This window comes from Dactylosporangium sp. NPDC000521, from assembly GCF_042898305.1.
In the GTDB taxonomy this organism is placed as follows: Bacteria; Actinomycetota; Actinomycetes; order Mycobacteriales; family Micromonosporaceae; genus Dactylosporangium.
Genome location: NZ_JBIAYW010000021.1, coordinates 82,831 through 100,621 on the forward strand (window position 1 = coordinate 82,831; position 17,791 = coordinate 100,621).

A 17,791-nucleotide genomic window follows, 5' to 3' on the forward strand; every position below is an offset into this window, starting at 1 on the left:
CTTAGATTGCAAGGGGTGTCGCCGTGGAACTGCGCACAATCAGGCTCGGCGCGGAGCGGAACTCCCCGCCCCGCCGCGAGCCCGTCGAGATCTGGTCGACGAGCAGGTCCAGGCTGCGCCGGCCCAGCTCGGCAAAGTCCTGCCGGACCGTGGTGAGCGGCGGCAGGAGGTACGGGGCCTCGGGCATGTCGTCGAAGCCCACGACGCTGACGGCGTGCGGCACCGAGCGGCCGGCCTCGTACAACGCGCGCAGGACGCCGACGGCCACCTGGTCGTTGGCGCAGAACACCGCGGTCACCTCCGGCCGCTCCGCGAGGGTCCGGCCGGCGGCATAGCCGGCCGCGGCGCTCCAGTCGCTCGTGAGGGGCGCCGGGGCCGGGCGTCCCGCGTCCTCCAGCGCTGTCCGCCAGCCAGCTATCCGCTCTCTGGCCTCCGGCCAGTTCGCCGGTCCCGCGACATGGTGGACGGTGCGATGGCCGAGTTCGAGCAGATGCCGGGTGGCCAGGGCCGCCCCGGCGACGTTGTCGATCGCCACCATGGGGACCTCGGAGTCGTCGCCGGCCTCGGCAGTGATGCCGAGGCCGACGATCGGCACGTCCAGGGGCACCTGCCGCAGCGCCGTCCAGGCCGCCGCGACCGGCGCGAGCGTGACGATGCCCTCGACGGCCTGCTCGCGCAGGCGCCGCACGGCGTCGCGGACCTGTGGCACGTCGGGCTCCCGGGCGCTGGCGATGCTGACGAAGTAGCCGGCCTCCCGGGCCGCCCGCTCGATGGCGTGGACCATGAACGAGGGCCCGAAGAGGGTCGTGTTGAACGTGACGAGGCCGACCGTCTGGGACCGGTTGGTGGCCAGGGTCCGGGCCGCGATGTTGGGCTGATAGTCCAACGCCCGCATCGCGGCCAGGACCCTGGCCCGGGTCTGCGACCGGACGTTGGGGTGGTCGTTGACCACCCGCGAGACGGTCTGGTGCGAGACCCCGGCGAGGTGAGCGACGTCCCGCATCGCCGGGGGCCTCCGGACGGTGCGCATGGTCAGCCGAACGCCTTGACCTCGAGCAGCCCCGCCGAGGCTGATCGTCTGGGGCCCCTGGTCGCTGCTGGCGGAGGCATGACGGCGGCGAGAGCGGTAGTCAACGCGAGTGCCGGCCGAGATTTCCGGCGGGGGTGTGGCATCGCGTCACCTCCTTGTCAGGACGGGATGATGGGAAGCCAGACGCGCATCGTGGATGGGCCGCGGCGGGCCCAGCGGTGATACGGGACGAGCGGAACGAGGACTGGCTGCACATGCCCTGCCAGCACGGGCCGGTCATGGTACGGCCACCTGGCCTCACCCGGGTCGGCGGTGCGCCCCTTCACCGCGCCATCCTCGGGCGCGACGCTGGTGTCGACCTGCAGCTCATCGAGGTCGACGCCGTCCTCCTGGTCGATCGACTCGGCGCACATCACGATCGGACCCGCCTCTACGGCGGCGCAGCCGCGCACCGCGTCCACGCGCGGGTCCGGGAACGTCCATCGAGGCCGCACGGACAGGTCCAGGCGGATCTGCTCGCCGGGAACGAAGACGCGTCGCTCGACCTGGGTCCCGCCACCTGCCCAGTCCGGCACCCGCAGTGTGATCGTCCGTTCCTGAGCGGGTGCTTCGGCCACGGTGACGATGACGGTGCCGTTGTCCGGGTACGCCGTGTCGACCTCGAGTCGCATGCCCGCGGCCTGGACGGTCATGGGAGCGAACTGGTGAATCTGCACACCGGCGTCGTTGCCGGACTCGGTCGCGGTCACGAAGTAGGTGCCCAGGGAGGCGACGAGCCGGGACACGTTGGTCAGGCAACAGGAAACCTCGAACCACGGCGCGCGCTGGCCACCGCCGAAGCGCAGCTGCTCATGCTCAGCCGAGGGAGTCTCGGGCCGGGTGCGCTGATGCAGGGTGTGGGCGTAGAAGAAGGAGCGGCCGTCGTCGGCCACCGCGGCGGCGATCACGTTGTGCAGCACCCGATCGACGATGTCGCCATAGCGGGTGTCGCCGGTGGCCAGCAGCAGCCGGTGGGCGAGCATGATGGTGGCCACGCCGGCGCAGGTCTCGGAGTAGGCCCGGTCCGGCGGAAGCACGAAGTCGTCGCCGAAGGACTCGTCGAGGTGGCGCGAGCCCATCCCGCCGGTGATGTAGGTGCGCCGGGCGACGGTGCGGTCGAACTGCCGCACGACCGCGGCGAGCAGCTCGTCGTCGCCGGTCTCCACGGCCACATCGACGGCGCCGCAGGCCAGGTACAGGGCTCGCACGGCGTGGCCGCCGAACACCTCCGCCGCACGGATCGGGGTCTCGTCCTGAAAGTACCGCCATCCGAACTCGTGCTCGGGCAGGCTGCGGTGCCCGCGCCGGTCGATGAACGCGACGGCCATGTCGAGGTACCTGCGCTCGCCGGTGAGCCGATAGAGCTCGACGAGGCCGGGCTCGATCTCGGGGTGCCCGCAGAAGCCCTCCTGGGCGAAGCGCTCGCAGACGTGGTCGGCGACCCGGCAGGCAACCTGCAGCAGCTCGGGAGCGGCGCCGGTGCGGTGCGCGGCCACCGCGGCCTGCAGCAGATGACCGGCGCAGTAGAGCTCGTGACCGAAATTGAAGTCGCTGTACCGCTCCGGCTGGCCAGGCCGCCCGTAGCCGGTGTGCAGGTAGCCGTCGGCGGCCTGGGCGCCCGCGGCGAGCGCGACGAGCTCGGACAGCAAGCCGGTGTGATCCGTGCCGCCGGCCCGGCCGGTCTCCCAACTGGCCGCCTCGGCGAGCTTGTACACCTCGGAGTCGGAGAACTCACGCCCGCGGCGGCGCAGCGCAGCGTCGGGGTCACGGAAGTTGCCCGTCCAGCCGAGACGGTCCAGCCACTCGCGGCAATGCTCGATGGTGGCGGTGCCAATGACCGCCTGGCGCTTACCCCAATACCCACCGGTGAGCTGCACCTGGTGCAGTCCGACGGGGTGCAGCTCCCCGCTTGAGGGCACAACGGGTCCTGGGACGGCCGCCACCGCCACCACCTTTCCGAAATGTTACGAAAACCTTTTCGGGAATCTTGGCAGCGCGGAACGCCCCTGTCAACGGCTGGCGTGCAGCCATCGTGCAGCACCTATCGTTGCGAGGCTCACCCACCAGCTATGCTCGCCGAAACGTTTTCGAGAGGACTGAACCGGTGGGCAGAACACGCGCGCGGGCGACCCTGACCGACGTCGCCAAGCGGGCAGGGGTCTCCGTCGCCACCGCCTCGAAGGCGCTCAACTCGCGCGACGAGGTGGCCCCCGCGACCCGTCTACGGGTGCAGCAGGCCGCGGAGGAGTTGGCTTTCTACCCCAACGTGCTGGCTCGGGGGCTCGTCTCCGGTAACACTCGAACCATCGGTTTGCTCACCGACGAGCTGACCAGCGCCCGCTTTGCGATTCCGGTGCTGCTCGGCGCCGAGAACGCCCTGGGCAACGAACAGATGAGCGTCCTGCTGTGCGATGCCCGCGGCGATGCCATCCGCCGGCGCCACTACATTCAAACGTTGCTGGCCCGCCAAGTCGACGGGTTCATCATCCTCGGCGACGCCAACGACCTGCGCCAATCACTCACGCGCGACATCCCAGTTCCGGTCGTCTATGCCTACTGCGAGTCCGACAACCCCGGCGACCTGTCTGTCATCGCCGACGACGCCGGCGGCGCCCGCCTTGCCGCCGAGCATCTCGTCGCGCTTGGCCGCAAGCGCATCGCCCACATCACTGGCGACGACACCTACCGGGCCGCCCGCGACCGAGCCGCCGCATTGCGGGAGGTCCTCGACGACGCCGGCCTGCCACTCATCGGCGATCCACTCTTCGGCCAGTGGTCGCAACGCTGGGGACGGCACGCCGCCGCCCGGCTCCTGAGCGCACACCCCGACATCGATGCGATCTTCTGCGGCAACGACCAGATCGCCTCGGGCGCGGCCGACACCTTACGCGAGCTCGGCCGCCATGTACCCGACGACGTCGCGCTGGTCGGCTACGACAACTGGGAGGTCTTCGCCACCGAGTGCCGGCCCCCACTGACGACCGTCGACCTCAACCTCGAGCAGTTGGGCGCGACCGCGGTCGGACAACTATTCGCGATCTTGGATGGCAAGACCCGCTCTGGCGTCGTCCATCAGACCGGTCGCCTCGTCGTCCGAGGGTCAACCGTCCCATAGACGAGCCGACGCTGTTGCGTTCGCTGATCGGAGGGCACGTTTGCGGGTTCCGACTCGCGGGCATCGACCACCGTACAAAGCACAATAATCTGCGCATGTACCTCACGACAGGCGGGCCCACAGCGTCCGGTCGGGCGGCGGCGACCGGGGCCGGCGCACGCCGGCGTGCCGGGCACTGCGTCCGCGTCCTGGCCGCCGCTGTGGCCTGCACACTGATCGCCGCGTGCGGCGGACCTGCCCGGCCGACGCAACCGCCGCCCGCCCCGACGATCCCGGCGCCGGCCCGCGAGTCGTCCCCGCCCGCCGCGGGCGACACGTCCCCGCCGGCACCGCCGAGCCCGTCCACGGCCGCCGCGGCTCAGCTCCCGCCGGGATTCGTCTCGCTGCCCGACATCGATCCCAGCATCCTGACCGACATCCGTTACGCCACCGCCCACAACTTCGTCGGCCGGCCGATCGCCGGCTACCAGCGGCCACGCTGCCTGCTCACCCGCCAGGCCGCCGAGGCGCTGCACCGGGTGCAGACAACCGCGCTCAGCAAGGGGTACAGCCTCAAGGTGTACGACTGCTACCGGCCCCAGCAGGGCGTCGACGACTTCGTGCACTGGGCGACGACAGCCGACCAGCGGATGAAGGCGGAGTTCTACCCCGAGGTCGACAAATCCGTGCTGTTCGACGACGGATACATCGGCGGGCCCACCGCGCACAGCCGGGGCAGCACAATGGACCTGACACTGGTCGCCACCCCTTCGCGCGCGGAACCCTCCTACCGGACGGGCGAACCGCTCCTGCCCTGCACCGCGCCGGCGGCGCAGCGGTTTCCCGACAACAGCATCGACATGGGAACCGGCTTCGACTGCTTCGACCCACTCGCACACACGATCACCGCGGGCCTGAGCGGCTTGGCGAGGAACAACCGGGCGCTGCTCACCGGCCTGATGGCACAAGGCGGGTTCACCAACTACCCGAAGGAATGGTGGCACTACACGCTCGACAACGAGCCGTATCCAAGCACATATTATGACTTCCCGGTGGCGTAGCGACACCCTCGCACCGGCGAGGAGCATCCCTGCCCGTTCGCCGACCGACCGGTCGCCGCGTGCACCACGTGGATCCGCTGCGGAGTGGCCGGAGGGCGGGGATGACCGAGCCGTGGAGGTACTGAGCAGCCGCATTCTGCTGCGCCCGGCCGATTCGGGCGCAGCAGGAGCTTCTACCGCGACATCCTCGGCCTGGCGATCTACCGTGAATTCGGACCGGCCGAGCACCCGGGCGTGGTCTTCTTCCTCGGCCAGGGGCTCCTCGAAGTGTCCGGTTCGCACGACGAGCCCGGCGGACCGCTGCGGTTGTGGCTGCAGGTCCGTGACGTCCGGGCCGAATACGAGCGCCTGCGGGCCGCGGGGGTGACGGTCCTCCGGGAGCCCCGGCGGGAGTCGTGGGGGCTGGTCGAGGTGTGGATCGAGGACCCGGACCGCGTGCCGATCGTGCTCGTCGAGGTCCCTGCCGACCACCCGCTGCGGCGCGACCCGCGATGACCGTCGGCGCCGGCGCTCCGGACGGCCGCAGCACCGCAACGCGAGCCACCGCTGCCGCTGCCGCCACCTGCCGGCGCAGCTGATCGGCTCAGCTGCGGCCGGCTCCGGACGACCGCGCGTCGCGACGCTCCTCCTCCCGCCCGACCCAGGCGGCGCACTCCTCGATCGCGTCCACGAGCAGCGCGCGCAGCAGGCGGTCCCGATGCGGCGTGCAGGTCGCGGCGACCCCTTCCACCGCCGAGCGGACGGCGTGCGGCGCGACCCGCCGGCGGAAGGCCGCCGCCGATGCCGCAGGCACGCCACGGGTGAACATCCCGGCCCACCGGGTGGCCCTGGGGGCCTGCGCCAGCGCCTCCTGAGAGCGCTCCTCCAGCGTGTCCGGCGACCGCCCGTCGAGAACGGCGAGCATGTGATCACAGGCCAGCACGGAGACCGCCATGGCGCACTGCCGCTCCGCGGCCACGACCGGCAGCGCCGCCGTCGCCAGCCGGAGCGCGATCCGCGCGTCGACGCGCAGGTCGGCACTGACCAACCCGATCACCGACGGGACCAGGCCGGCCAGCTGCTGACGGCCGGCATCGGAGGTGTTGTCGTTGACGAGACGGGCCACCCCGGCGAGCAACGGGTGGGTGCAGACCGGATGGTCGCTCCACCGCCCACCGGCCAGAAACGACGCCAGTTCCATGAAGCAGGCACCCTTGCCCGGATGGCGATGCTTGCCTCGCGACAACATCGGAACCGCGTCCGGCGCCCGGACATCCTTCATCAGCACGGAACACCTCCTGGCCGACACCATCCGCTGTTCTCTTCCCTGTGCCCCGCGCCAGTAACTCGGCGTGTTCGACTCATCTACCGGTCTTGCGCGCTCCTTCCGTGCTCGGCCTGGCATGCACACTGAGATGATGCCGGAGCGCCTGATCGCCATATGGCAACGACTGTGCGACGTCGCGCGGCGATGCCGCCCCGCCGGCGCCGCGCCGTCGCGATCACACTCATCCTGCTCACCAGCGCCGTGTGGGCGGTGAACTCCGCACCACTGAGACAGACCACGCTGCCGCCCCTGTAGCCGGTGTCGCCGCAGGCGGTGGCCGAGATCCTGGCCGGTCGCCCGGCCCGCTACCCGGTCGGCGGCATCGACCTCTCCAGCCACGACCACCGGCGCTTCACCGTGCACTGGCGTACCGAAGTGGCCGCGGGGAGCCAGTTCGTCTATGTCAAGCCCACGGAGGGCACAACGTACATGAACCCGCACTTCGTCGCCGACTACGCGGCCGCCCGGGCCGTCGGCCGGTACGTCGGCGCCTACGTCTACGCCCCGCCCCGATCGCGGCAACCCCGTCGGCCAGGCCGAGCACTTCCTGCGTCACGCCGGATTCACTCGTGACGCGCAGACCCTGGTGCCGTTCGTCGACCTGGAATGGCCTTACGCCGGCATACGCATCGACGACTGCTACAACCTGAACCCGCAACAGACGCGCGCCTGGATCCGTGCGTTCATCGACCGGATCCAAGCCAGGATCGGCCGGAAACCGATGATCTACACCAACACGTACTGGTGGAATCCGTGCACGGGCGGTTCCGCTTCGACGAGGGATACCTCCACGTGGAGGTTGATCCGGACGACGGCACGGTCGAGGTGTGCCCAGGCTGGTGGCATCACCAGCAACGAGTGGTACACCTATACTTCAGATGAACCATTCATCGAGGTCTGCCCATGACAAAGTCGGTAAGACACTCACTCCACACCGGCAACGACACCCCGGTCCGTGGCGACACATGGCCAGACCGGCGGTCCTGATCATCCCGATTTCCGGCCCGCTTGCCTCATTCAACTCCGTCAATGCTCGCCATCACCTCGACCGCGTAAGGCAGTCGGCAGTGGTGTGCGACAGGCGTCGGATGGGCTCGGCACTACCGTTCGCCGGGCTACGCGGTGGCGTGGCCCGTGCCGGGCGGTGCGCTCGGCTCCGGTAGGAGTGCGTGACGGCGTTCTTCCAGCAGCAGGTCGTAGCCGAAGAGGCCGGGCCGGATCGTCCTGGTCCTGCTCACCAACCGCGCCCACCCGAACTGGAGCTGGGCCAACCCAGACCCCACCCGGGTCGCCATCGCCAACATCATCGCCGACGCCACCAACTGACAGCACCCCACCGCCCACTCATCAGCTGGAGCGTTTCCAATCGGGATTCGGCAGCGAAGCCCTGCACCCGCCCGCTACGCGCAGCAGGGCCTGGCCCGGCCCCGCCGGGTAGCGCTCGTCGACCCGTGCCCCGTCCTGGTTGGCACCCGCGGAGACGATCCCAAGGAGGACACCGGCGCCCTCGGTGGCGGTCGAACGTTTCAGGCCACCCTTGCGTCTGTCCACTGGGGATGGTCCGGCCTAGTCGGCCACCGCTCAGCGAAGCGACCCTTCCAACATTGCTGACGGTCGATGCACACGATACGATGCGATCACGTTGAGCTGTTGCGTTGCCGCGTGCATCGGCGCCCGTGGTCGCCGCTCGAAGTCGTATTGGTCGGTTTGGGGGTTCGGATGAATCTTGGGACACGGGCCGCGTCGTTCGGCACTGCGGTGCTGCTGGCCCTCGCGATCGACGCCGCGGTCGCCCAGTCGGCGTCGGCGGTGCCGAGCGACTGCGCCATAAGCCGAGACAACAGCACGAACCAGTATTCCAGCCTGTGTACCGCAGGTACCGGCGAACACCGGATCGTCGTCAATTGGAAGTTCGTCAACCCCTGGCTGCCGCCGGACGTCTACACGTCCTACGGGCCATGGGTCGGCGTCGGCAGCGTGTCGACGACCTCGGGCATCGCGGGCGGGGCCGTGATCATCGGCACGGCGGTCCAGCTCCGCTAATACTTCGACCTGAAATAGGTGGATCGCGTGCGGTGAGGTTGCGTCGTGGTGCGGTCGTCGTGGTGGCGGGGGATGGTCGCCGGGTTTGAGTTCAGGCTTTGGCGGCGGCGAGGGCGGTGACTTTGGTGAGGTTGTGGGCGAGGATGCCGTAGCCGCACCAGATGCGGGCGCCGGTGAGTCCGTCGAGGCGGGTGCGGTGCAGGTCGTATCGGTGTTTGAGGTGGCTGATGCGGCCTTCGCAGCCGGTTCGCCAATTGACGAGGCGTCGGAAGCCGGGTTGCCGTTCGTGGGTTTGCCGGGCGGCGCCCGGCCGGCCTCTGCGTGGGATGGCCACGGTTGTCACGCCTGCGGCGTGCAGTTCGGTCTCGACGGCGGCTTCGCCGTAGCCGCGGTCCGCGGTCACCGCTCGTGGGGTTCGGTCGGTGCGGCGGGTGATCCGTTCGATCGCCGGCGTCAATTGCGGGGCGTCGGCTGGGTTGCCTTCCTCGACGGTGTGGTCCAGGACGATGCCGTCGGCGTTGTCGACGATCTGCGCTTTGAACCCGAACTCGATGGGTCTGCCGAGGCGTCCCTTGACGATCGGGCGGGCGTCAGGGTCGTGCAGGCTCACGACGCGGGTTGCGGAGTCCGGTTTGCCGCCGGCCAGCCGGATCCGCGCCTGCGAGATCACGGTGTCTGTGCGTCGGATCATGACGGCGAGTTCGTTGACAGCGCGTCGAAGTCGTCCTGCTGCCCGGCCGGTGGTCCGGGTCAGGGCGCGGCGAGCGCTGCGTAACACGGAGCGGGCCTCTGCCGAGGTCTGCCCGGCCAGGCCGGCGAGTTCGGCGGTGATGCGGGCGATGGTGGCCTGCGCCTCGTCGCGGGCTTGGGCGTTGCGCAGTCTCAGGTGCGTGGCGATGGACCGGACCCGTCGCCGGGCCGCGCGGGTCCGGTCCCGAAACGGTGTTCGCGGTGCTGCGCCGACGGCCTTGATCCGCCCGACGATGCGCATAGCCGAGGGGCATGCCCTCATACGACAGCGCCAGACCGAAGGGCAGTGCGGCCCCTATTGTTCGCACTGTCGAAGACCTGCCCCGCGTTCGCCGGAACCTCGAGCCGCGCGACCCGATCGCCGACCTGCTACGTCAGGTCGAGGACGACATCGAGTTGGAGACGACCTCCGACCGCACGCTGGCGGAGTACCGGCTCACCGATCACCGGCTCGCGCAGCAGGTCCGCTTCGAGCTGACGCTGGGCCGAACCTGGGACGGCCACGCCACCCGCCGGCTGTTCGACGACCTGTGGCTGTACGCCCTGCCGGTGATCAAGGCGTTCCTGAAGCGGAACCGGATGAACCAGGTGCTGCAGCGCTACGCTCCCGACCGCGGCATCACGATGCGCGCCGAGGACATGGTCGTGCTGCGCAACTCCGACGAGGAGCGCACCGCGCTCGCCGTGGACATCATCGCCGCGGCAGTGGAGAGCTTCCGGGACAACGCCATCGGCAAGCACAAGTGGAAGGCGTCGCTCCGCAACGCGTCGCTGCGCACCTACCTCATCGGCACCTGCGCCTTCGTCTACCCCCGCGCGTACATCAAATGGTCCAAGGCCGGCCCCGCAGGGGCGCCGCCCGATCGCCGCGGCCCGACGGAGCGCGGCATGAAGCCGGGCACGCTCGTCGGTGGCTCCGTAGTCACCGGCTTGGTGGGCGGCATGTTCCAGTTCGCCGGCGTCCCCTGGGGCGCGGTCCTGGCGATCGCCGTCCTCGGCCTGCTGTTCACCTTCGTGCTGTCCCTCGCCCAGGTCCTCGTGCCGCAGGAATCACACGACAAGGTCCTGCTGTGGGAGAAGGTCCTGAAGCACTGGGACCGGCGCCGCACAACCACGCCCGTACAGGACAGGCCCCGCCCCAGCTCGGCAAGACTCCGACCGAACAGGACGCCACCGTCATCACCCGGCCCCGCCCGGCTACGCCGAACGAGCGCACGCCGGCGCGCTCTCCGTAACCCAGCGCCGAGGACGGCAGCCGGTGTGCCCGGCCGGCGATGCGGTCGGTGACGCGCCGCAAGGTCGTGATACCAGCGCCGAAGGTGAACGCACCAGCCCCTCCGCCCGCCTTGAGGGCTTCAACCGTGGTCGTGCCGAGCCTGGTCCAGACCCAGGTCGCTCCCCTACGGTGAGGCGCCGCCGAGACCGGCCTCGCGGGCCTTCACGATCGCCTGGGATCGCTCGGACACTTGAAGCTTGGTGAAGATGTTGGTGACGTGGTTGCGGACGGTCTTGAGGCTGATCATCAGCTCGTGCGCGATCGCCGCGTTGCCCTTCCCGGCCGCGACCATCTCCAGCACCTCGCGCTCCCGCTCGGTGAGAGACGGGAACGCGGCGGCGCTCGACCCGGGGCCGGTGGCGAAGTGGGCGATGACCCGCGACGCGATCTGTGGGCCGAAGATCGCCTCGCCGGCGGCCGCTGCCCGGATCGCCCGCTCGATCTCGTCCTGGTCGGCACCCTTGAGGAGGTAGCCGCGGGCTCCGGCGCGCATCGCCGCGAAGACGGAGTCGTCGTCCTCGAACATCGTGAGCACCACAACGGCTGCGGACGAGCCGGACCGGACGAGCCTGCGGGTCGCCTCGATGCCGTCCAGGCCGGGCATCCGGATGTCCATCAGGACCACGTCGGGCGCCACCGACCCGGCGACGTCGACAGCGCGGTCGCCGGTATCGGCCTCGCCGACGATCTCGATGTCGGCGGTGCCGGCCAGCATCAGCTCCAGGCCGCGCCGATAGGCTGGGTGGTCGTCGACGACGAGCAGCCGGATCATGCCGTCACTTCCTCGGGCTGGTTGGCGTGCAACGGCAGGACTGCCCGGACGATCAGGCCGCCCTCGGGACGGCTGGTGATCGTGCAGCTGCCGCCGAGCTCGGCGGCCCGTTCCCGCATCGACGTCCAGCCCATGCCCCTGGTCGCGCCCGGGCCGAGACCGTGACCGTTGTCGGCGATGGTCAGCTCGAACGACCCGCCGACCTCGACCACGATACGGCAGCGGGTCGCGCCCGCATGTCTGACGACGTTGGTCATCGCCTCGGAGGCGATCCGGAAGGCGACGACCTCGACCGCGGCCGGCAAGGGCGGGAGCGTGTCCGGCCCGGTGACCTCGAACGCGACCTCGCCGGTCAGGGCGGACGCGCGCTGGCGGACGGCGCCGAGCAGGCCGACCTCGTCGATGGCGGGCGGCCGGAGGTCGTCGACCAGCCGCCGTACCTCCGCGATGGCCGCCTTCACCTCCTCGCGCGTCTCGGCGATGAGCGCGTTGCGCTCCGCCTGGTCCAGCCGGGACTGGGTGGCGTTGAGCTTCAGCACGACCGCGGCCAGCGACGGACCGACGCCGTCGTGCAGGTCCCGGCGGAGCCGGCGGCGCTCCTCCTCGCGGGCGGCGACGATGCGGCTGCGTGACTCGCGCAGCTCGTCGTTGAGCTGCCCGGACCGGACCACGATCGCCGCGTACCGAGCCAGGTCCGCCACCAGATCCAGGTCCGGCCGCGTGAACTGCCGTCCGGCCGGAACGTCGATGGCGAGGTATCCGACCCGCTCGCCCCGGTGCATCATCGGCTCGCGCAGTGCGCCGTCGTCCGGGGACGCCGAGCTCTCCACCCGTACCCGGTCCACGCGGAGAGCGGCCGCCACGGCGTCGGCCACGGCGGCGAGCAGCCCGTTCGGGTCGGCCGCGTCGGCACGGTCGGCGAGCAGCCGGATCGCCGCCCGCGGGTCGGAGCGCAGGCCGTACACCCACCGCTCGATGTGCCGCCGCAGGAACGAGTACGCCGGATGCACCGTCACGGCCACGACCACCACAGCGAGCAGGCCGCCCACGGTGTCACTCCCGACGTACCGCGCGGCACCGAGCAGCAGCAGCGCGTAGACGGCGGCGACCGCGACGACCAGGAGCAGGTACGTCAGTGTGCGCGACAGCACCAGCTCGATGTCGAACAGCCGGTACCGCAGGATCGCGATACCAACAGTGACCGGCAGCACCACCGCCACCAGCGCCAGCGTGACCGGGAACAGCGGCACCGCGGGAATCAGGAAGTGGTTCACCCACCCGGCGAGCAGCGCGACCGGGACCGTCAGCGTCCCCCACACCAGCCACAGCAGTTGGAGCCGTTGCGCGTCGTGCGCCCGTCGCAGCCGCCGCCAGACGGCGACCGGGCTGCCGAAGAAGAGCGTCACCACCAGCAGGAGCCCGAACACGCCCAGTCCTGCACAGACGGATTCAGGCAGCCACGGTACCGGCGGGGCGGCGCCGCGATGACTCTCCTCGAACCCTTGCCGGTCGCCGGCCGCACCGACCAGGAAGATCACCACACCGGCCAGCCCGAACCGGATCCACCAGCGCCAGTACCGGTTCGCCGCGCGCCCGTCGGGCAGCAGGTAGGCGATCAGGACCAGCCACAGGAACAGCAGTACCCATGCGCCCTGCGTCATCTGGTCGACGACGAGGCCGACGGTCGAGGTGTGCGTGTCCTGGGAAACAGCACTGCGAAGAAGCACAGTCCGTGTGCCACCAGCAGCCAGCCGACCGGATGCCGCGGATGCCACCGCAGCACCAGCAGACCGGCCACGACGGGGACGGCGGCGCCGAGCGAGACCACGGCCTGTTGCATGCCACTCAGTCTGGCGTTCGCCGGCCGGGGTGTCAGCACGCCCGGGAACGGTTCCCGGGCGGCCCGGGACATCTGCACCGTGTGGCCGGGGCGGCGTTCCGGTGACGGTCGTCGGTATCGCGGCTCGCCCTGTCTGAGAGGAACCGTCCATGCCGACATCCACGTTCGAGAAGCTTCTGCCCTGGTCCGGCGCGCTGGCCGGGGTCGCGTGGGCCATCCAGCTCGTCACCGCCAGAACCGCTGACGACCCGGTTGACCCGAAGGCGGTGAGCATCGTCGCCGGCGCGGTCACCCGCAACTACGTCGCCGGCTTCGCGCTGATCGCCGGCAGCCTGCTGCTGGTGCTCTTCGCCGCGGCGGCCCGCCGATCCCTGCGTGCGGGGGAGGCCGGCGAGTCGACGTACTCCTCGGTCGCGCACGGCGGTCTCCTGGTCGCCGCCGTCGGCTTCGGCATGCTCGGGATCGTCCAGATCGCGCTCACCAACGCGGCGAAGGCCCACGACGCCGCATCGACCGCCGCGATCGGCCAGCTCGCCCTGATCGGCTGGCTGCCCGCCCTCGCCGGACTCGTGGCGGCCTTCTGGGGCGTCGGCCTCGGTGGCCTGCGCACCGCGACGCTGCCGAAATGGTTCGCCATCCTGACCGTGGTCCTCGCCGTCATCGGCGTGCTCGGCCCGCTGGCGTTCGTCATCTACCTGCTGCTCCCGCTCTGGCTGATCGCCGCATCCGTTGTGGCGGCCCGCAGCCCCGCCGTGCGCTCCCCACAGCCCGTCGGCGTGTGACCTTCCGTCCCCTCGGTACCGCGTGAGCCGCTCCCACCGGGAGTGGCTCACGCGACTCCCCCGCTCAGCGCGCACACGATCAACTGGCCATATCGCCGCTGCAACGCCATGCCGGGAAATACTCTGCACATCGGATCCACGGACCGTGTGGCAGGGAAAGGAAGGTGTGCCATGACGGTTGCAGCGCTCCTCTCCGACCTCAAGAAGACGGCGGCTGGGTAGGTCCGCGAGAACGACTTCCCGATATCCACTGGCGAGCTGACGCAGAGCGGACGCGGGCACTTGCACCTGACCGCCGCCAACTACCGCGCAACGTCACACGAACTCGTACGCCGGCACCACCGGCATCGGTGCCGGCCTGACCCACCCGAGGATGAGGTCATCGCGGCTGCGGGAAGTCACGTCATCAGCTTTGCGATGCTGAAGCGATGGTGGAACCTCGTTCGAGTCCCGAGCTCACCGGCGAGGAGCCGGAAGACGTGCTCGTTGACGTGTCGAACCTCAAGGTCGAGGAACTGAACATCGAGGTTGAGCAGCTGCGCGCCCGGGTGTCGCTGAACGCGGAGGTGCTCAACCTGCTCCGGCTGAATATCGGCATCGATGCCGATCTGGGCCGGGTTCAGCTCGACCTGCGCGGCGTGGAGGCCACGGCGCTGCTCAAGGTCCGCCTGAAGAACCTCACCCGGATTATCACCAGGGTTCTCGACACGATCGATTCGAACCCGGGACTCGTGCAGAGCCTGGTCCGTGACGTGGGCACGACCGCGCGTGAGGTGGGTGGCGGTGCGGCACAGGCGTTGCCGGAAACGATGCGGGGCGCGAGCCAAACGGTGCGAGAAGCCGGCGCGGCGGTCGGCAAGACGAGCCGGCGGCTCGGCGACGCGGCCGCGCGCGCCACCGAGGGTGTGGCCGCCGGCGAAGACACCGTGCGTCGAGCGGCCCCCGCGATCGACGCGAGGTCGGCGGTCGGTGCCGAGGGCCGCCCGACACGGCGCCGCCGCGCCACGACTCAACGGGACGAACAACGTCAGGGCTGGCTCGACGAGCAACGCGACGAGAATGACGGAGACCGCGACCAGCCCGACGACGGGCACCGCGCCGATCTCGGCGAGCGCGATGACTGGGACGAGCCGGATGAGCGGGAGAGCGACGACCCGGACGGCTGGGACGAGCGGGAGTCGGGTGATGGCGAGCTGGATGACTTCGACGGGCCGCGCCGCCGGGTGGCGCCCGGGCGTACCCCGCCGCGCCGGAGCCGCGACGCACGCTGAGCCGGGGCTCGGGCGCGGGGAGCGGCCGCGGCACGCGGCGGTCACCTCCAGTCGCGTTGGTGCACCACCAGCCAGCTACAGAACCTGCTGCAGTGGCCACCTCAGTCCTCATCGATCTCGAGTTCGTCGTCGTCGGCTTCGCCGCCTGGGTCATGGTCTCCGTAGTCGGGATGGTCGCGGGGCCAGATGTAGCGCTGCGGCGACGATGTCGCCGAGCGCGCGAGGGTTGGCGGTGGTGTGGCGTAGTGTCCGCCAGCGTCCGGTGAGGATGGCGAAGCCGCGTTCGCCGAGGCGGCGCATCGAGCGCAGCAGCAGGTTGTGGGCGCGGTTGTCGGCTGCGAGCGGCCGGCCGTCGCCCGGCTGCTCGTAGGGGGCGTGGATGCCCTGCCCGGCACCGTCGTAGCCGGAGTCGGCCAGGGTCTTTAGGTCCAATGTGGACGCGGCCCAGACACGGCGCCGATGATGTCCAGGTGTTGGGCACAGGTGAAGTCGTGCAGGTGCCCCGACATCGCCGGCGAGGTCCGGATCGGCCGTCCGTCCGGGCGCATGACGGCTTGAATGTTCGCGCCGAAGGTGCGGTGCTTTCCGGAGTACCAGGCATCGATGGATTGCGATGACGGCGCTGGGGGCTGTCGGGGCTGACAGCCCGGCGGCAGCAGCCCGTGACGCTGATGTGGTGATGAGTGCTGTGATGTCCGCCGACATACCGGGGGCGCATCTGGGGGAGGGTGGCATTCTCGCCGGAATGCGACCCGGTCGTACAGGTCGCGATACGTCCCGTCACAGGCGCCAAATGCTGCTCGTGGGTGCCGGTCTGCACCACCGCACCGTCGTGCACCACTACGATCAGATCGGCGACGCGGACGGTGGACAGCCGGTGCGACGCGGACAGCGTCACCGCCTGCGACCCGCGGCGCGAAGTCCTCTCCATCGGTGACATTCGTGCAGCCTCCGATCTCGGGAGATGTCTGTTGCCGATTCGGCGTTGGAGCGTGGCCGACGGGCAACATCCGGCGGAGGCGGCGTTGGCCCTCGCGTCGTCCGTGCCCGTCGGCCTGTTGTCGTGGCGGCGAGACCGTCCGGAAGGTCGCGTCCCTGGTGCAGCGCTGCGGACTGCAGGCTGAAGCGGGGCCTCGATGCTTACGGCTTGCCCCGGATGACCTGGTAGTAGGTCTCCGAGACGAACCGTGGGCGGGGCTGGTCGTTCCACCCGATGTCGGCGGCTCGGCGCCGGATCGCGACGCCGGCCGCTGCGGCGGCTTCGTCGTTGTCGAAGACCGCGATCGAAAGGCCGTTGCCGGTTGCCGGGTCGAGCAGGTGGTAGGTGGCGCGCACCCCCGCAACGGCGGCGGCGGCCTCGATGACCCAGTCGCGGTCGTCGGTTGGCATCGGTTCCCACAGGGCGACCCTGGCGATCATATTGGTTCTCCTGTCAGACGAGGTGACAGCCGCGCACGGCGTCGAAATCTGTGTAGGTGGATGTCGGCAGGGCCGGCCGGTCTGCCATTGGTCGGCTGGGCTCAGGCCGGGCGGGGGCCTCGGCGGCCGGCGGTAAGCAGCGCGACCGCCGCCACGGTGACCGCGAGCGCGATCCCGACGACGAACTTCGACCACTCCGGCGCGTTCTCCGCCCAGTACACCGGCAGGCTGAGCAGCCCGGAGAGCACCCGCGAGATGATCACCGTAGGGATCGCGCCGCGCCGCCCGGCGAGGATCACGGCCACGATGGTGACGAGCCCGAGCAGCCCACCGCCGATCGCGATCGCGGCCGGCGGCCCGTCGTCTGCCCACACGCCGCTGACGCCGGCGATGTCCAGCAGGCCGAGAAGTACGGCGAGGGCGAGGCCCCACCTGGTGGTCGTGTTCATGGCAACTCCTGGTAGACAAGGGTCGGCACGGTCCGCGCCGAGACGGTGACGGCCGGCCGGGACAGAGCGATCCCGAGCGCGGTGTAGAGCGCGGCCCAGACGGTCAGCGCGAGCCGTCCGGCCAGGAATGGGCCGGCGATGGCGGGCATCGCGGCGAGCAGTTCCACGCCGCAGGCGAGCACGATCCACCGGCGCCAGCCGCGCCAAGCGTGTGTGCGGGCGACGGCGATGCCGAGCAACACCGGGCCGGCGCCGGTCAGCAGCGCGGCCAGCCCGTAGCCGGCGTTGAGCCATCCCACCGCGGCCGACGACATGGACGCGTTCAGCAGGAACATGGCGGCCGCCTCGCACGCCGACAGGGTGGCCAGGCCAGCCAGCGACACGACGCCGCCCCGGGCGGCGAACCGGTCGGGGCCGGCAACACCGGCCCGGAGCACACCCAGCACGCCGGCGGCCATCAGAACGTGGCTGACGAGGAAGACGGTCTGGGCACCCAGGAACCAGCCGGGCGGATACGGATAGCTGAACCGGTCGGCGGCGACCGCGGGGGGAACGAACGCGGTGACCAACCCGCCGGCCGCCCCGATCAACCCGCCGGCCACGCAGAGCCGGCCCAAGGTGCGAACGGTCATCATGCGGCGACCGTAGGCCGCGTCGGG

The 17,791-nt window shown here is 70.5% G+C and carries 20 protein-coding genes and 2 pseudogenes; 10 read left to right on the forward strand and 12 right to left on the reverse strand.

All coding sequences use genetic code 11. The features are described from left to right. Window position 1: 1 nt before the first annotated feature. Both ACFY3L_RS43250 and ACFY3L_RS43255 read right to left on the reverse strand, forming a co-directional pair. Window positions 2-1,003 (reverse strand): LacI family DNA-binding transcriptional regulator, encoded by a 1,002-nt coding sequence (locus ACFY3L_RS43250; protein ID WP_389338666.1) that lies wholly within the window; start codon window positions 1,001-1,003, stop codon window positions 2-4. A gap of 185 nt (window positions 1,004-1,188) precedes the next feature. Next, on the reverse strand, window positions 1,189-3,012 hold the full coding sequence (locus ACFY3L_RS43255; protein ID WP_389338669.1) for a glycoside hydrolase family 127 protein: 1,824 nt from the start codon (window positions 3,010-3,012) through the stop codon (window positions 1,189-1,191). A 161-nt stretch (window positions 3,013-3,173) separates the two neighbouring features. Here ACFY3L_RS43255 and ACFY3L_RS43260 point away from each other — a divergent pair, with 161 nt between their 5' ends. The 3 genes from ACFY3L_RS43260 (at window position 3,174) to ACFY3L_RS43270 (ending at window position 5,719) form a co-directional block, all read left to right on the forward strand. Beyond that, window positions 3,174-4,184, forward strand: coding sequence for a LacI family DNA-binding transcriptional regulator (locus tag ACFY3L_RS43260; protein WP_389338672.1), 1,011 nt, complete (start codon window positions 3,174-3,176; stop codon window positions 4,182-4,184). Between the two features lie 95 nt (window positions 4,185-4,279). Beyond that, on the forward strand, window positions 4,280-5,224 hold the full coding sequence (locus ACFY3L_RS43265; protein ID WP_389338675.1) for a M15 family metallopeptidase: 945 nt from the start codon (window positions 4,280-4,282) through the stop codon (window positions 5,222-5,224). Between the two features lie 198 nt (window positions 5,225-5,422). After that, window positions 5,423-5,719, forward strand: a complete 297-nt coding sequence (locus tag ACFY3L_RS43270) for a VOC family protein (RefSeq protein ID WP_389338886.1) — start codon at window positions 5,423-5,425, stop codon at window positions 5,717-5,719. Between the two features lie 88 nt (window positions 5,720-5,807). On the opposite strand, the gene ACFY3L_RS43275 is transcribed toward ACFY3L_RS43270, so the two are convergent. Then, window positions 5,808-6,404, reverse strand: coding sequence for a hypothetical protein (locus ACFY3L_RS43275; protein WP_389338678.1), 597 nt, complete (start codon window positions 6,402-6,404; stop codon window positions 5,808-5,810). Between the two features lie 252 nt (window positions 6,405-6,656). Between ACFY3L_RS43275 and ACFY3L_RS43280 the strand changes: the two genes are divergently transcribed. From ACFY3L_RS43280 to ACFY3L_RS43290, 3 genes are read left to right on the forward strand one after another with little or no spacing between them, the layout of a single operon-like run. After that, entirely contained in the window at window positions 6,657-6,785 is a 129-nt protein-coding gene (locus tag ACFY3L_RS43280) for a hypothetical protein (protein ID WP_389338680.1), read from the forward strand. Window positions 6,786-6,788: 3 nt separating this feature from the next. Further along, the gene (locus tag ACFY3L_RS43285; RefSeq protein WP_389338683.1) at window positions 6,789-7,103 is read left to right on the forward strand and encodes a GH25 family lysozyme; all 315 of its coding nucleotides are present in this window, start codon (window positions 6,789-6,791) and stop codon (window positions 7,101-7,103) included. Further along, window positions 7,078-7,437: a GH25 family lysozyme gene (locus tag ACFY3L_RS43290; protein ID WP_389338889.1), complete on the forward strand. Its 360-nt coding sequence runs from the start codon at window positions 7,078-7,080 to the stop codon at window positions 7,435-7,437. Before ACFY3L_RS43285 ends, ACFY3L_RS43290 begins: the two co-directional genes overlap by 26 nt. A 208-nt stretch (window positions 7,438-7,645) precedes the next feature. Here ACFY3L_RS43290 and ACFY3L_RS43295 read toward each other — a convergent pair whose 3' ends face one another. Continuing rightward, window positions 7,646-7,825 (reverse strand): hypothetical protein, encoded by a 180-nt coding sequence (locus ACFY3L_RS43295; RefSeq protein WP_389338686.1) that lies wholly within the window; start codon window positions 7,823-7,825, stop codon window positions 7,646-7,648. 166 nt (window positions 7,826-7,991) lie between these two features. After that, window positions 7,992-8,096, reverse strand: a pseudogene (locus tag ACFY3L_RS43300) (IS5/IS1182 family transposase); the annotation flags it as partial. Between the two features lie 153 nt (window positions 8,097-8,249). On the opposite strand from ACFY3L_RS43300, the gene ACFY3L_RS43305 reads away from it, so the two are divergent. Beyond that, on the forward strand, window positions 8,250-8,573 hold the full coding sequence (locus tag ACFY3L_RS43305) for a hypothetical protein (RefSeq protein WP_389338688.1): 324 nt from the start codon (window positions 8,250-8,252) through the stop codon (window positions 8,571-8,573). Window positions 8,574-8,664: 91 nt separating this feature from the next. Here the strand turns inward: ACFY3L_RS43305 and ACFY3L_RS43310 are convergent. Further along, window positions 8,665-9,582, reverse strand: a pseudogene (locus ACFY3L_RS43310) (transposase); the annotation flags it as partial. On the opposite strand from ACFY3L_RS43310, the gene ACFY3L_RS43315 reads away from it, so the two are divergent. Continuing rightward, the gene (locus ACFY3L_RS43315) at window positions 9,576-10,610 is read left to right on the forward strand and encodes a hypothetical protein (protein WP_389338691.1); all 1,035 of its coding nucleotides are present in this window, start codon (window positions 9,576-9,578) and stop codon (window positions 10,608-10,610) included. The pseudogene ACFY3L_RS43310 and the gene ACFY3L_RS43315 sit on opposite strands and share 7 nt — an antisense overlap. A gap of 113 nt (window positions 10,611-10,723) precedes the next feature. Here the strand turns inward: ACFY3L_RS43315 and ACFY3L_RS43320 are convergent, their stop codons facing one another. Together ACFY3L_RS43320 and ACFY3L_RS43325 are read right to left on the reverse strand one after the other, a co-directional pair. Next, a complete protein-coding gene (locus ACFY3L_RS43320; protein WP_389338694.1) occupies window positions 10,724-11,371 on the reverse strand; it encodes a response regulator in 648 nt (215 codons plus the stop codon). Then, on the reverse strand, window positions 11,368-13,098 hold the full coding sequence (locus tag ACFY3L_RS43325; RefSeq protein ID WP_389338697.1) for a histidine kinase: 1,731 nt from the start codon (window positions 13,096-13,098) through the stop codon (window positions 11,368-11,370). The genes ACFY3L_RS43320 and ACFY3L_RS43325 overlap by 4 nt, the downstream gene beginning before the upstream one ends. A gap of 262 nt (window positions 13,099-13,360) precedes the next feature. Here ACFY3L_RS43325 and ACFY3L_RS43330 point away from each other — a divergent pair, with 262 nt between their 5' ends. Beyond that, window positions 13,361-13,993, forward strand: a complete 633-nt coding sequence (locus ACFY3L_RS43330) for a hypothetical protein (RefSeq protein ID WP_389338700.1) — start codon at window positions 13,361-13,363, stop codon at window positions 13,991-13,993. A gap of 428 nt (window positions 13,994-14,421) precedes the next feature. Beyond that, a complete protein-coding gene (locus ACFY3L_RS43335) occupies window positions 14,422-15,264 on the forward strand; it encodes a hypothetical protein (RefSeq protein ID WP_389338703.1) in 843 nt (280 codons plus the stop codon). Window positions 15,265-15,414: 150 nt separating this feature from the next. Here ACFY3L_RS43335 and ACFY3L_RS43340 read toward each other — a convergent pair whose 3' ends face one another. The 4 genes from ACFY3L_RS43340 to ACFY3L_RS43355 all read right to left on the reverse strand — a co-directional run bounded on the left by ACFY3L_RS43340 (window position 15,415) and on the right by ACFY3L_RS43355 (window position 17,767). Then, window positions 15,415-15,999 (reverse strand): transposase family protein, encoded by a 585-nt coding sequence (locus tag ACFY3L_RS43340; RefSeq protein WP_389338706.1) that lies wholly within the window; start codon window positions 15,997-15,999, stop codon window positions 15,415-15,417. A 405-nt stretch (window positions 16,000-16,404) separates the two neighbouring features. Continuing rightward, window positions 16,405-16,683, reverse strand: coding sequence for a hypothetical protein (locus tag ACFY3L_RS43345; protein WP_389338708.1), 279 nt, complete (start codon window positions 16,681-16,683; stop codon window positions 16,405-16,407). 101 nt (window positions 16,684-16,784) lie between these two features. Beyond that, entirely contained in the window at window positions 16,785-17,132 is a 348-nt protein-coding gene (locus ACFY3L_RS43350) for a hypothetical protein (RefSeq protein WP_389338711.1), read from the reverse strand. Beyond that, window positions 17,129-17,767 (reverse strand): hypothetical protein, encoded by a 639-nt coding sequence (locus ACFY3L_RS43355; protein WP_389338714.1) that lies wholly within the window; start codon window positions 17,765-17,767, stop codon window positions 17,129-17,131. Before ACFY3L_RS43355 ends, ACFY3L_RS43350 begins: the two co-directional genes overlap by 4 nt. Window positions 17,768-17,791 lie beyond the last annotated feature (24 nt).

What these genes read in the sequence shown, in the direction of transcription:
- ACFY3L_RS43250 (WP_389338666.1), bottom strand. Translation starts at nt 1,003, where the DNA reads ATGCGGGACGTCGCTCACCTCGCCGGGGTCTCGCACCAGACCGTCTCG.
- ACFY3L_RS43315 (WP_389338691.1), top strand. Translation starts at nt 9,576, where the DNA reads ATGCCCTCATACGACAGCGCCAGACCGAAGGGCAGTGCGGCCCCTATT.
- ACFY3L_RS43295 (WP_389338686.1), bottom strand. Translation starts at nt 7,825, where the DNA reads ATGGCGACCCGGGTGGGGTCTGGGTTGGCCCAGCTCCAGTTCGGGTGG.
- ACFY3L_RS43340 (WP_389338706.1), bottom strand. Translation starts at nt 15,999, where the DNA reads ATGCCACCCTCCCCCAGATGCGCCCCCGGTATGTCGGCGGACATCACA.
- ACFY3L_RS43265 (WP_389338675.1), top strand. Translation starts at nt 4,280, where the DNA reads ATGTACCTCACGACAGGCGGGCCCACAGCGTCCGGTCGGGCGGCGGCG.
- ACFY3L_RS43305 (WP_389338688.1), top strand. Translation starts at nt 8,250, where the DNA reads ATGAATCTTGGGACACGGGCCGCGTCGTTCGGCACTGCGGTGCTGCTG.
- ACFY3L_RS43330 (WP_389338700.1), top strand. Translation starts at nt 13,361, where the DNA reads ATGCCGACATCCACGTTCGAGAAGCTTCTGCCCTGGTCCGGCGCGCTG.
- ACFY3L_RS43345 (WP_389338708.1), bottom strand. Translation starts at nt 16,683, where the DNA reads ATGATCGCCAGGGTCGCCCTGTGGGAACCGATGCCAACCGACGACCGC.
- ACFY3L_RS43275 (WP_389338678.1), bottom strand. Translation starts at nt 6,404, where the DNA reads ATGGAACTGGCGTCGTTTCTGGCCGGTGGGCGGTGGAGCGACCATCCG.
- ACFY3L_RS43320 (WP_389338694.1), bottom strand. Translation starts at nt 11,371, where the DNA reads ATGATCCGGCTGCTCGTCGTCGACGACCACCCAGCCTATCGGCGCGGC.
- ACFY3L_RS43355 (WP_389338714.1), bottom strand. Translation starts at nt 17,767, where the DNA reads ATGATGACCGTTCGCACCTTGGGCCGGCTCTGCGTGGCCGGCGGGTTG.
- ACFY3L_RS43335 (WP_389338703.1), top strand. Translation starts at nt 14,422, where the DNA reads ATGGTGGAACCTCGTTCGAGTCCCGAGCTCACCGGCGAGGAGCCGGAA.
- ACFY3L_RS43350 (WP_389338711.1), bottom strand. Translation starts at nt 17,132, where the DNA reads ATGAACACGACCACCAGGTGGGGCCTCGCCCTCGCCGTACTTCTCGGC.